Below are 12,838 nucleotides of genomic sequence, written 5' to 3'. Positions count from 1 at the left end.
ATTCTGCCAGAAACGACGCGCGAGCGCGATGGCACCCCGGTAACGGGGCAAATTCGGAAAAAAGATTTGCGTTGCCGGGCGGCGAATGGCAAGCCCGTGGGCCTATCGAGGGAAGTGTCCGCATGCGAATGTCCACAGCTCATTTGTCGATTTTAGCAGCAATTGCGGCGTTTTTGCCGCTAGCAGCCGCGTCGGGTGCCGCCGCAGAGGCCTTGAAGCCTTTCAAGGATGACCTGTTTTCCAATCAGACGGTCCTCGAAAGCCATGACAATGGTGCTTTCCAGACGATCGACTACCAGGAAATGCGGGACATCAACGGCCGCGACGAGGTGCCGGAACGGCGCGTCAAGCCGGCCTATGTCGCCACCGGCGTGCGATGGAAAGCGCAAGAGGACGAAACTTTGCCGCTCGGCGACCGCAAGCTCGATGTCACCCGCATCGGCCCGGCATCCAAGCAGGCCTTCACAGTGATCTTCATCCACGGCCGCGGCGGCGACCGCAGGCTGGGGTCGAACGACTACACGTTCGGCGGCAATTTCAACCGGCTGAAGAACCTCGCCTATATCAGCGGCGGTACATACTACGCGCCGAGCGTAAAGAGCTTCGACAGCGACGGCGTCGCCGACATCGCGGCCCTGATCCGATATTCCTACGAGCAATCCGGCGGCAGGCCTGTCATCCTCACATGCGCTTCCATGGGCAGCTTCATTTGCTGGAGTATCACGCGCGACGCTGAAAGCGTCAAGCGTCTGAAAGGGATGGCGATTTTGAGCGGAGTCACCGATCCGGATTTCGTCAAAAGCGCTTTCTACAAGGCGAAGTTGCCGGTCTGGTTCACCCATGGCAGCAAGGACCCGGTCTACGCCGCTACTGACCAGGAAGCTCTGTTCGAAAAACTCTACAAGACGCATTACCCGACGCGATTCACCCTGTTTGCCACCGGCAACCATGGCACACCGGTACGCATGACCGACTGGCGGAAGGTGCTGAATTGGCTCCTTGATCCACAGCCGTCATAATTTTCTTCGAAAAAATTTCGATTTAATTTCGGAAAAGCGATTTTTTAAACGGTTTGAACTTGTTCCGGCCGCTTTCGACAACTTTTCTTTCTGCCTTAGTTTTGTTAGTGCCACAGAGAGTTGACGGGAGGGAAACGCCGAATGACGCAAAAAATACGACCGCTTCTGGCGGGAAATTGGAAGATGAACGGCACGCGGGCCAGCCTGGACCAAGTCAAGGCTATCGCGGAGGGCGTGAAAGCGCCGCTATCCGAGAAGATCGATACGCTGCTCTGCCCGCCGGCAACCCTTCTCTATGTTGCGACCGCGCTCTGCGACGACAGTCCGCTGGCAATCGGAGCGCAGGATTGCCATCAATTGGTCAGCGGCGCGCATACCGGCGACGTCTCCGCCGCGATGATCGCGGATTGCTTCGGCACACATGTGATCGTCGGCCATTCCGAGCGCCGCAGGAATCACGCTGAAAGCGACGCGCTGGTGCGCGCCAAGGCGGAAGCGGCGCTTGCGGCCGAGCTCGTCACTATCATCTGCATCGGCGAAACGGCGGACGAGCGCGACAATGGCCAGACGCTGGATGTGCTCAAGCGTCAGCTTGCCGGTTCCACGCCCGATGGCGCCGTCTCGGAAACGACCGTCATCGCCTATGAGCCCGTCTGGGCGATCGGCACGGGCAAGGTTCCCACCACAGCGGATGTCGAGGAAGCACATGCCTTCATCCGCAAGGAATTGGTGGCGCGCTTCGGCGCCGATGGCGAAAAGTTTCGTCTTCTCTACGGCGGCTCGGTCAACGGCGCGAATGCGGCCGACCTGCTTGCTGTCGCCAATGTCAACGGTTTGCTCGTCGGTGGCCAAAGCTTGAAAGCCGTCGACTTCCTCGCCATTTATGGCGCATTCGAACGGCAGTTCGCCTGAAGGTTTCACTTGCCTGTATTCCGTTCTTAAAAGGACTTGGAATAGGCGAGAGCCTCATGTAAAGAGCCGCGAGCTTTTCTTTTTGATGCCCGCGCCCGCGGGCAGGACTGGACCTATGCAAACCGTACTGCTTGTCATCTATCTCATGGTTGTCATCGCTCTTATCGGCGTGGTGCTGATTCAGCGCTCGGAGGGCGGTGGCCTGGGCATTGGCGGCGGATCGGGCTTCATGTCGGCACGCGGCACGGCCAACGCGTTGACACGGACCACGGCGATCCTGGCGGCGTTGTTCTTCGTTTTGGCGCTCGGCATGAACGTGCTGTCTCGCTTCGAGGGACGTCCGACCGACATTCTCAACCGTATTCCGAGCACGGCGGGCCAGGGCAACGGCATTCTCGATTCGCTCGGCGGCCAGAAGGGCGCAGCACCGGCAGGCGGCCAGTCCCAGCCAGCCAACAATAACGGCGTTCCGAACAGCGGCGCGGTTGCTCCGCAGTCTCAGACGTCGACCCAGCCTGCTCCGACGGCAACCCAACAGGCACCGGCCGCTACGGCGACCCAGCCCACAACTACCACGACGCAGCCTGCTCCGGCCACCGGTCAGCAGACGGCTCCTGCGACGACAACAACGCCGGCCCAGGGTGGCAACGGCGTTCCGACCGGCCAGTAAGCCCGGTCAGCTACGATCATCCTCCGGCAGGTCCTTGGATCTGCCGGTTTTGTTTTGTCAACATTCCGCGTTCTGTGTCCAAAATTCCGGAAACGAATTTTAGGGCTGGCGGAATCATTTGTTAAAAGGTATCCGGTGACTCCCATGGCGCGATATGTATTCATCACTGGCGGCGTGGTTTCTTCCCTCGGAAAAGGAATTGCGGCCGCGGCTCTCGGAGCGTTGTTGCAGGCCCGCGGTTATCGGGTCCGCCTGCGCAAACTCGACCCCTATCTGAACGTGGACCCGGGCACGATGAGCCCGACCCAGCACGGCGAAGTCTTCGTCACCGACGACGGCGCGGAAACCGACCTCGATCTCGGCCACTACGAACGCTTCACCGGTCGTTCGGCCACCAAGACCGACAACATCACGACGGGTCGCATCTACAAGAACATCATCGACAAGGAACGCCGCGGCGACTATCTGGGCGCCACCGTTCAGGTCATTCCGCATGTCACCAACGAGATCAAGGATTTCGTTATCGAGGGCAATGACGATTATGATTTCGTCATCTGCGAGATCGGCGGCACGGTCGGCGACATCGAAGCGATGCCCTTCATGGAAGCGATCCGCCAGCTCGGCAACGACCTGCCGCGCGGCACTGCGATCTATGTCCACCTGACGCTGATGCCCTACATCCCGGCTGCCGGCGAGCTGAAGACCAAGCCGACGCAGCACTCCGTCAAGGAGCTGCAGGCTCTCGGCATTCATCCGGACATCCTGCTCGTGCGTGCGGATCGCGAGATCCCGGAGGCCGAGCGCCGCAAGCTTTCGCTGTTCTGCAACGTTCGTCCGTCCGCCGTCATCCAGGCGCTCGACGTCGCTAACATCTACGATGTGCCGATGGCCTACCATAAGGAAGGCCTCGACAATGAGGTGCTCGCCGCTTTCGGCATCGAGCCGGCGCCGAAGCCGCGGCTCGAACAATGGGAAGAGGTCTGCAACCGCATCCGCACGCCGGAAGGCGAGGTAACGATCGCCATCGTCGGCAAATATACCGGCCTCAAGGATGCCTATAAGTCGCTGATCGAAGCGCTGCACCACGGCGGTATCGCCAATCGCGTCAAGGTCAAGCTTGAATGGATCGAGTCGGAGGTCTTCGAGAAGGAAGATCCGGCGCCGTATCTCGAAAAGGTCCACGGCATTCTCGTGCCCGGCGGCTTTGGCGAGCGGGGCTCCGAGGGCAAGATTCACGCGGCCCGCTTCGCGCGCGAGCGGAAGGTGCCGTATTTCGGCATCTGCTTCGGCATGCAGATGGCTGTCATCGAAGCGGCCCGCAATCTCGCCGGTGTCGAACACGCATCCTCCACCGAATTCGGTCCGACCAACGAACCTGTCGTCGGCCTGATGACGGAATGGCTGAAGGGCAACGAACTGCAGAAGCGCACGGCATCCGGCGATCTCGGCGGCACGATGCGGCTTGGCGCCTACAAGGCGGCGCTGAAGAAGGGCACCAAGATCTCCGAAATCTACGGTTCGACCGACATTTCCGAGCGTCATCGCCACCGCTACGAAGTCAACATCGACTACAAGGACAAGCTGGAAGATTGCGGCTTGACCTTCTCGGGCATGTCACCGGATGGCGTCCTGCCGGAAACGATCGAATATGCGGATCATCCGTGGTTCATCGGCGTCCAGTATCACCCGGAACTGAAGTCCCGACCGCTGGAACCGCACCCGCTGTTCTCGAGCTTCATCGAAGCGGCGACGGAACAGAGCCGACTGGTTTAAGGGCGGCAAATCGCTTGCGGTAGTCGCTCGGACTGACCGCAAGCCTCTCCCGAAAATGATGGCGCATGGTGGCAAGCGATCCAAATCCACTCGCCACTGCCACATCGTCAAGCGAAATGGCAGCCTGCTTTTCGAGCAGATCCCGAGCGCGCCGCAGCCTCTCGCTCAATAGCCATTCGCCCGGCGCCATGCCGGTAGTCGCCTCGAAACGACGCTGGAAGGTCCGCACACTCATTCCCGCCCGCGCTGCAAGCACAGCAATGGGCTGATCTTCCTGCAGACGCTCGCGCATCCATTCGAGCAAGGGACCCAAGCGCGCGCCCTCGCGTTGTTTCAGAACCGGGGTCTCGATATATTGCGCCTGACCGCCTTCGCGATGCGGCGGCACCACGAGACGACGGGCGACACTATTGGCTATGTCAGATCCGTAATCCCGGCGCACGACATGTAGGCAGAGATCGATAGCGGCCGCACTGCCGGCGGCGGTCAGCACGCTATCTTCATCGACATAGAGAACATCGGCGTCCACTGATATGTCCGGGTAGCGCGCGGCGATGGAATCTACGTAGCGCCAATGCGTCGTCGCCTTTCGGCCCGCGAGCAATCCGGCGGCGGCAAGGACTGCGACGCCCGAGCATAGTGACATGATCCGCACGCCGCGGCGGCTGGCTGCCTGCAGCTCGGCGAGCAGTGGGGCAGGAACGAGCGTCCCTATGCCGCGCCAACCAGGCACGACGATCAGATCGGCGTCGGCAATGATCTCAAGCCCGTGGTCGACCTGCACCGTCAGCCCGCCGGCGGCACGAAGCGGGCCATCCTCGATTGCACAGGCGGAAAACCGGTACCAGTCGTTGCCCATTTCCGGGCGTGGCAGGCCGAAGATTTCATAAGCGACGCCGAATTCGAACGTGCAAAGCCCGTCATAGACGAGGGTGACGACATGCGGGCCGAAAAGATTGGTGGTGTCTGCATTTGGCATGATGTTGACGCTATATGGCATTTCGGCCAATTTCAACTCTGGGACCGCTCAGGCATGAATGCACCGAACGGAAGAAGGAGCGTTACATGTCCCTAGTCAGTGAAATCCCTGCCGCAGCGCCGAGTGTCGTCGCAGAGCACTATGCCCGGAAGCTTGCTTTCGAAACCGATTGCTCCGACGTCTATCAGGCGATGACATCAGGCAACGCGGACTTTGTCCTGATCGACGTGCGCGGGCCGGCCCTGTTTCAGGAGCAGCATATTCCCGGCGCGATCAACCTCCCGCATGGCAAAATGACCGCGCGGAAGATGAGTGAGTGGCCCGACGAAACGCTGTTTGTCGTCTATTGCGCAGGACCGCATTGCAACGGCACTGACAAGGCGGCGTTACGTCTCGGCACGCTCGGCAAGCGCGTAAAGGTGATGATCGGCGGCATCACAGGCTGGGCGGATGAGGGCAATCCGTTCGAAGTGGGCTGACAAATCGACAAGATAAGCCCGGCCTTCGCCGGGTTTGCTCATTTTTGTGACAGTGCGGAAAAACTTGGCATATACGCTATTTGACTGTCGCGCCGTTTCCCGCTCCGTGGCACTGTGCACATAAGCATAGCGGGAAAAAAGTATGATTCTCAATCCATTTGACGATCGCGCGGAAAGATCCAGAGCCAAGATAGCTTTCACTTTCGTGCTGCTGATCGCATTCAATATTGCCGCATGGATCTGGGCCTGGGCCGCTTTCGCCGACAGGCCGTCGCTGCTGGGCACTGCGTTTCTCGCATATATGTTCGGGCTTCGCCACGCCTTCGATGCCGATCATATCGCCGCGATCGATAACGTCGTGCGCAAGCTGATGCAGGAGCCGAAACAGCCCTATGCGGTCGGTTTCTTTTTCTCGCTGGGCCACTCGACCATCGTCGTGCTTGCATCTGTTGTCATCGCCGCAACGGCGGCCGCCATGCAGAGCCAACTCGATTCCTTCCACGATATTGGCGGCGTCATCGGCACGGCGGTCTCGGCCGCGTTCCTGCTGCTGATCGGCATTGCAAATCTCTTCGTCCTCAAGGGCGTGTGGTCCGCCTTCAGACGAGCGCAAAGGGGCGGGAGGATCGCGGAGGAGGATCTTGATACGCTGCTTGCCGGCGGTGGTTTCCTGGGACGTATCTTCCGCCCGATGTTCAAGGTCGTCACCCGTTCCTGGCATATGTACCCGATCGGCTTTCTCTTCGGTCTCGGTTTCGATACGGCGACCGAGATCGGCCTGCTTGGCATTTCCGCGGCGCAGGCGGCACAGGGCATGTCCTTCTGGACCATTCTCGTCTTCCCGGCGCTTTTCACCGCCGGCATGTCGCTGATGGACACCAGCGACAGCATATTGATGACCGGCGCCTATGGCTGGGCTTTCGTCAAGCCGGTGCGCAAGCTCTGGTACAATCTGACCATCACCGCGGCCTCGGTTGTCGTTGCGATCTTCATTGGCGGTATCGAGGCCCTGGGGCTGATCTCCGACAAGCTCGGTCTTGAGGGCGGCGTCTGGAGCTTCATCGGCGATCTCAACGACAATCTCGCCAACTTCGGCTTCGCGGTCGTAGGCATCTTCCTGCTGAGCTGGCTGGTTTCGACCATCCTCTACAAAGCCAAGGGCTACGACAACTTGCAGATTAACCACTCCTGACGCATCATCACTTCTCACAGATTTATATTGCCGCGGCTGGAATTTAGTGTCCGCGACCACAATCATATTTCGTGAAGGGGCACAATCATGATCCAGACAAACCGTTTTCTCACCGCTGCCGGAATAGCCGTTCTGTGCGTGGCCGGGACCGGCTCGGCCTCTGCACAAACGACCGGCTGTTCGCTGCGAGCGGCGGTGAGTGCCGAGCGCCAGACGCTCAATTGTGAGCCGGGCCTCAGCATTACTATCGAGCGCGGAGCAAGCTACCGGCTTGCCGACCGCAATCGCGACGGCCAGGTGGACGCTGTCGTGCTCAACAGCAAGGCGGCGCTGGTCGATGTCGACAACAGCCGCATCAAGGGTGGGTTCGAAGTGGTAACACCGCAGGCGATCGCTGCGGTGCGCGGCACACGATGGGCGGTCGACGCAGGGCGCGGCAAGACATCCGTACTGGTTTTGCGCGGCCGCGTCGCCGTTAACAAGGTTTCGACCGGGCAAGGAGTTACGCTTGGACGAGGGCAGGGGGTTGATGTCGATCGCAGCCGCGGTCCCCTGCGCGTTACGAATTGGAAGCAACCACGCATAAGCGCGCTGATGGGCCGCCTCGGCCAGTGAGATCCTGATTCCCATGCGCAGACCACCGCTGCAGACGCTGATTGCGCTCGTCTTGACTGCCGTCTGGGGTGCGGGCCTTGGCATCGCTCATCTGCGCGGCGATATTCCCTTTATCGACGGTGCCGAGGCGACGCTGACCAATCTCAGGAACGTGCTCGGCGGTACCCGGCAACCGCCCGATATCGTTACCATCGTCGCCATCGATGACGAGGCGTCCCGTCAAGCGGGCCACTATCCGCTACCCCGTGCCACCCTCGCGAAAGTCGTCGATGCCATCACCGCGCTGAAGCCGAAAGCAATCGGGCTCGACATGCTTTTGGTGGATCCTGGCGCGGAGGCCGACGATGCAGCGCTGGCACAATCGCTGAGAAAGACCAACGCCGTGCTGGCCGTCGCCGGCATCTTTCCCGAAAGTCGCCAGCGTGTTGCCGACTACAGCAAGGAGCCGCTTGCGCGCGTCCCCAGCGCCCTGCAATTCCTGGAGCCGCTGCCTCGGTTTGCGCAGGCAGCGAGCTATGGTGTCGTCAACGTCCAGACCGACAAGACCGGAACGCCGCGTTTCGTGCCCATGCTGTTTCGCAGCGGCGGGCGGATCGAACCATCCTTCTCGCTGCGTGTCGTTTCCGCCGCCACCGGCGAGCCTACGACGGTCATTTCCGACCACATCAAGCTTGGCGATCGTTTGGTGCATACCGATACCGGCTATCTCTTGCCGCTCTCTTTCTACGGTCCGCGTGGCACGATCCGCACCATCGGCGCCAGTGCAGCGCTAACAGGGCAATTGCCGGAGGAGGCGATCAGGGACCACATCGTCGTTATCGGCGCGACCGTTACCGGCGGCGGCGATGTCTTTCCGACGCCTTTCGATCCGGTGCTGCCGGGCGTCGAGGTCATTTCCACTTCAATCACGCATCTGATTGCCGGGGATGGATTGGTCCGCGACCGCGACGTGCGCCTCATTGACCTCGGCTTTGCCATTGGCCTGCCGGTCGTTCTCGTCGGGTTGCTTGCCTGGCGGCGCAACACTATCGGCCTGATCATAGCGCTCTGCGTCATCCTTGCCTGGCTGTCGATCAACATCAGCGCCTTCAAGCATGGCATCTGGCTAAGTGCCGCCGTGCCGATCGCGGCTGCGATACCGCCGGCACTGTTGTTCGGTGCCGTGCAGCTCTGGCTGGGTCGCAAGCAGGCCAGGCATTTCGAGCAGCAGAGCGAACTCCTGCAGCGCATTCAGGCGCCGGGCCTTGCCGAACATCTTGCCCGCGATCCCGGCTTCCTGGCGGACCCGGTGCGCCAGGAAGCGGCCATTGTCTTCATCGATCTCAACGGGTTCACCGGCCTCAGCGAAGCGATCGGCCCAACGGCGGTGCGCGAGCTGCTGAACGGCTTCTACGATCTCGTCGACGAGGAAGTGTCAGCTTGCGGCGGTGCCATCACCAGCTTCATGGGCGATGGTGCCATGATCCTGTTCGGCCTGCCGCAGCCGAAGAGGGATGATCCCGCCAATGCGGCGTGCTGCTGCATTCGCCTGGCCGATCGAATGAGAGGCTGGTTTGGAACCCTGCCGGAGTCCATCGCCTCCCGCATCGGCTTCAAGATCGGCGCGCATTTCGGCACCGTCGTCGCCTCCAGGCTCGGCGGTCACGGCCGCCAGCAGATCACGGCGACCGGCGACACCGTCAATGTCGCCAGCCGCCTGATGGAGGTGGCTGCCCGCAGCAATGCCGAGATTGCGTTCAGCGACGACCTGCTGCAATCTGCCGGACGCGACAGCGAACCCTATACGGAAGGCCAGCTCGATGGTCCGATCGAAGCGAGCCTGCGCGGTCGTGCCGGTTCTCTTGCCGTCTGGTTATGGCGCAGCCGGGCCTGATCCCGGAAGAGTGCAGCTCTAGCAAAGAGCTTCGTCTTCGCTGGATACTCTGTGCTCCTCCGCCGGGGCATGCCCCACATTGAACCTCTCGAACATTTTGTGGAACCGCGGCGAGTCACGCAGCGAATCCAGATCAGAATCATTGCTGAACCAGAGCACCTGATAGGCAGAGCTCATCGGCAGCAATCTTTCGAGCAGGTCCAGCGCTGCTTCGCGATCCCCAAGTACGGCATAGGCGCAGGCAACATTATATTGGGTGCAAACGTCGTCCGGATCGATCGTGAGCGCACGCGCAGCCCATTCCCGGGCTCGCCCGGCCTCGCCAAGATGGGCGAGGGCGATAGCGCCGCGGTGGGCGGGGCCTGAGTTTTCCGGATTGAGATCGAGCGCTCGTTCCGCACGCTCGACGCCAATCCTTGCCCAATGCTCCAGGTCCTCCGTCTTTCCGAGCGAGCGGAAGGCACTGATGAGATGCACGGGCGACAGATAGTCATCGGTGCGGATCGTTGCCGCGCGCTCAAAATAATGCACGGCCTCCTCGAACCGGCCCTGCATGAACAGGAAGCGGCCGTAGTGGAAATTCGCTTCGTAAAGGTTCGGCTGCAGCGCCATGGCCCGAGCGAAGGCGGCCGTCGCTTCCTCGTTCTGGCCGCTTTGATGCAAAGCCAGGCCATGCGAAGCATAGGCCTCGGCCAGATTGGGATCGAGTTCCAGCGCCTTGGCGCTCATCGCCATGATGTTTTCCAGCGGAAACTCGCGCGGGCTCCAGTCCCTCAGCGCCGAGTCGCAATCGGCTATGCCGGCATAGGCGCGGGCGTAATCCGGATCGAGCTCGACGGCCTTCAGGAACATACGCCGCGCCAGCAGCAGGTATGACCGCGTCCAGGCATGCGAGAACTGCCGCCCCCGAAGATAGTAGGTATAGGCTTCGATGTTGGCGGTCGGTTCGCTTTCGATCGCCTTCTTCTCCTCCGGCTGGAGCTTGATCTTCAGTTGGTCGACGATCGCATGAGTAATCTCGTCCTGAATGGTGAAAATATCGGTCAGGTCGCGATCGAAACGGCCGGCCCAGAGATGCGCGCCGTTGCGGGCGTCGATAAGCTGGCCGGTGATACGTACGCGCTGGGCGGCCTTGCGGACGCTGCCCTGCAACACGAAATCGGCGCCTAGTTCCTGCGCTATCTGCTTCACCTTCACCGACTTGCCCTTGTAGGTGAAGACGGTGTTGCGGGCGACGACATTGAGGTCCGAAATCTGCGAGAGATCGGTGATCAGATCCTCGGTAATCCCGTCGGAGAAATATTCCTGCTCCTGATCGTCGCTCATGTTGACGAAAGGCAGCACCGCCACCAGCCGTTTGCGGCCATCCCGCCTCGGCAGAGCGATGACCGATGACGTCGTCGGCGCGCTGAGAGAAACGGTGTAGACGCGAACGCTATGGGCGATGTTCTTCAGGGAATGCTCGCCACGATCTTCGAAGGAAACGCCAAGGCGAGAGCCGACATGATCGCGCACCGAAGCGGAGACGGCGATGCCACCCGGCTCGGCAATGGCTTCTAGGCGGGCCGCCAGATTGACGCCTTCGCCAAAGATGTCGCCATCCTCGACAATGACGTCGCCGAGGTTGATGCCGATACGCAGCTCGATGCGGCGCTCCTGCTGCGCGTTTTCGTTTCGCGTCAGCATATCGCGCTGAATTTCGGCGGCGCAGGCGACTGCATTCACTACGCTCGAAAATTCGACCAGCATGCCATCGCCGGTGTGCTTGACGATGCGCCCCTTATGTTCGGTGATCCTGGGGTCCAGAACTTCGGCACGATGCTGCCTGACCGCTGCCAGCGTGCCGGCCTCGTCCATCCCCATTAAGCGGCTGTAGCCCACGATGTCCACAGCAAGAATGGCAGTCAGTCGGCGCTCCAAGTGCCCCCCGAATTCATCCCGTGGTCTAAGGCTGCAGTTTACGCCGATATTGTCACAATGTCGTGCGTAGCGTTCCATATTGCACCGTGGCAGTTGGAAAACATTTAGGGCGCGCAGATAGCACCATTCCACACCAAGAAGCGAGCGGTCTTTGTGGTTAGTCCCTTTGTGGTAAGGGCTATAGTTTCACCATTTTCGCTAGCCCGAACTACGCAAAATCCCACATATTTGGCGGTATATTCGCCATTTTTGGTTTTATCCGTGCCCCATGGGAATGATGAAAATCACAGGGAGGCAGGCGACGAAAAATTGAGAACGCGCCAAGAACTTTGGGAAGCGTCGCGGCGGTGCCTGGCGTGACAGTCGAGACGAGCGTAAAGAGAATCAGAATAGCAAGGCTTCAATGGTCACGCGGGCTGGTCTCCATTTCCAGTAGAGACATAGGTGCATGGCAGCCATCAGAAAAACGAATGTTGAAGGCCAGATGCATTAGCGTTTATGATGCGGACATGGCCAGAAACTTCGATATCGCCCTTATCAGGACTTTCGCCGCCGTTGCCGATCACAGCAGCATGACAGTTGCCGCCAAAATGCTGCACATGACGCAAGGCGCTGTCAGCCAGCAGATCAAGCGACTGGAGGAGATGCTGGGCTGTGCTCTCTTCGAGCGGGAAAATCGCGGACTGCGATTGACGGATGCGGGAGAGCGGATGCTCGGCAATGCCCGCCGGCTCCTGATCCTCAATGATGATATCTGGGCCGACATGGCGGAAACCACCGTAGAAGGCAGCGTGCGGCTCGGCGTGCCCCATGATCTCGTCGGAACGGTTCTGGCGCCGGTTCTAAGGTCCTATGCGGAACGTCATCCGCAGGTAGAGATTTCTCTGGTCTGTGGCTCATCGCCCGAGTTGATGCAGGCGCTCGACAATGGCGTGATCGATCTCGGCGTCATCGAAGAGCCGCTCGGCACGTCCAAGGGCGAATGCCTGGCGATCGACCGGCTGGTTTGGGTGGGTGCAAAAGCGGGCGGCGCCCATCGGAAGAATCCGCTGCCGATTTCGATGGTGGCCGATACCTGCGCCTTCCGACCGTCGGTATTCGCGGCGCTCCGAGACGACGGGCGACGCTGGCGCACCGTGTTCGAGAACGGCAATATCGAAGCGACGACGGCCACTGTGCGCACCGATCTTGCGATCACCGCCTGGCTTGCCTCTACCGTTCCCGCCGACCTCGATATTCTCGGCGCAGGCGATGGTCTGCCGGACCTGCCGGTCTTTTCCATCAACCTCCATTTGTCTAAAAGCGGAGCGACACCGCCGGCAACCGAACTTGCCCGCCATATCCGCGAAGGGTTGATGCGGCCGCGACAGATGGCGGCCGCTTGAGGATCATTCGGCTCGCCAGCC

Annotated in this window: 11 protein-coding genes; 9 read left to right on the top strand and 2 right to left on the bottom strand. The window is 60.6% G+C overall.

The window, feature by feature from the left end; translation table 11 throughout:
* Nucleotides 1-122: 122 nt before the first annotated feature.
* From N2601_RS07065 to N2601_RS07050, 4 genes are all read left to right on the top strand, one after another.
* The gene (locus tag N2601_RS07065; protein WP_260303867.1) at nucleotides 123-1,019 is read left to right on the top strand and encodes an alpha/beta hydrolase; all 897 of its coding nucleotides are present in this window, start codon (nucleotides 123-125) and stop codon (nucleotides 1,017-1,019) included.
* A 141-nt stretch (nucleotides 1,020-1,160) separates the two neighbouring features.
* Nucleotides 1,161-1,931: a triose-phosphate isomerase gene (tpiA, locus tag N2601_RS07060; protein WP_260303866.1), complete on the top strand. Its 771-nt coding sequence runs from the start codon at nucleotides 1,161-1,163 to the stop codon at nucleotides 1,929-1,931.
* A 115-nt stretch (nucleotides 1,932-2,046) separates the two neighbouring features.
* Nucleotides 2,047-2,601 carry a preprotein translocase subunit SecG gene (gene secG / locus N2601_RS07055; RefSeq protein ID WP_104823136.1) on the top strand — a complete coding sequence of 185 codons (555 nt, stop codon included), beginning with the start codon at nucleotides 2,047-2,049 and terminating at the stop codon, nucleotides 2,599-2,601.
* A gap of 144 nt (nucleotides 2,602-2,745) precedes the next feature.
* Nucleotides 2,746-4,374 (top strand): CTP synthase, encoded by a 1,629-nt coding sequence (locus N2601_RS07050; RefSeq protein WP_260303864.1) that lies wholly within the window; start codon nucleotides 2,746-2,748, stop codon nucleotides 4,372-4,374.
* Here the strand turns inward: N2601_RS07050 and ftrA are convergent.
* Nucleotides 4,337-5,374 (bottom strand): transcriptional regulator FtrA, encoded by a 1,038-nt coding sequence (ftrA, locus tag N2601_RS07045; RefSeq protein WP_104823133.1) that lies wholly within the window; start codon nucleotides 5,372-5,374, stop codon nucleotides 4,337-4,339. The genes N2601_RS07050 and ftrA overlap by 38 nt on opposite strands.
* Before the next feature lie 65 nt (nucleotides 5,375-5,439).
* On the opposite strand from ftrA, the gene N2601_RS07040 reads away from it, so the two are divergent.
* The 4 genes from N2601_RS07040 to N2601_RS07025 all read left to right on the top strand — a co-directional run bounded on the left by N2601_RS07040 (nucleotide 5,440) and on the right by N2601_RS07025 (nucleotide 9,512).
* Nucleotides 5,440-5,832 (top strand): rhodanese-like domain-containing protein, encoded by a 393-nt coding sequence (locus tag N2601_RS07040; RefSeq protein ID WP_104823132.1) that lies wholly within the window; start codon nucleotides 5,440-5,442, stop codon nucleotides 5,830-5,832.
* 142 nt (nucleotides 5,833-5,974) lie between these two features.
* Nucleotides 5,975-7,024, top strand: coding sequence for a HoxN/HupN/NixA family nickel/cobalt transporter (locus N2601_RS07035; RefSeq protein ID WP_104823131.1), 1,050 nt, complete (start codon nucleotides 5,975-5,977; stop codon nucleotides 7,022-7,024).
* A gap of 87 nt (nucleotides 7,025-7,111) precedes the next feature.
* A complete protein-coding gene (locus N2601_RS07030) occupies nucleotides 7,112-7,639 on the top strand; it encodes a FecR domain-containing protein (RefSeq protein ID WP_104823130.1) in 528 nt (175 codons plus the stop codon).
* Between the two features lie 13 nt (nucleotides 7,640-7,652).
* Nucleotides 7,653-9,512, top strand: a complete 1,860-nt coding sequence (locus N2601_RS07025; RefSeq protein ID WP_260303863.1) for a CHASE2 domain-containing protein — start codon at nucleotides 7,653-7,655, stop codon at nucleotides 9,510-9,512.
* An 18-nt stretch (nucleotides 9,513-9,530) separates the two neighbouring features.
* Here N2601_RS07025 and N2601_RS07020 read toward each other — a convergent pair whose 3' ends face one another.
* Nucleotides 9,531-11,432, bottom strand: a complete 1,902-nt coding sequence (locus N2601_RS07020) for a TPR end-of-group domain-containing protein (RefSeq protein ID WP_199773550.1) — start codon at nucleotides 11,430-11,432, stop codon at nucleotides 9,531-9,533.
* Nucleotides 11,433-11,941: 509 nt separating this feature from the next.
* Between N2601_RS07020 and N2601_RS07015 the strand changes: the two genes are divergently transcribed.
* Nucleotides 11,942-12,817: a LysR family transcriptional regulator gene (locus tag N2601_RS07015; RefSeq protein ID WP_199773549.1), complete on the top strand. Its 876-nt coding sequence runs from the start codon at nucleotides 11,942-11,944 to the stop codon at nucleotides 12,815-12,817.
* Nucleotides 12,818-12,838 lie beyond the last annotated feature (21 nt).

Origin of the sequence: Rhizobium sp. CB3060, assembly GCF_025200735.1 — a bacterium.
GTDB lineage: Bacteria > Pseudomonadota > Alphaproteobacteria > Rhizobiales > Rhizobiaceae > Rhizobium.
Note: the sequence above shows the minus strand (reverse complement) of the source record. Positions and strands in the feature narration are given on the sequence as shown.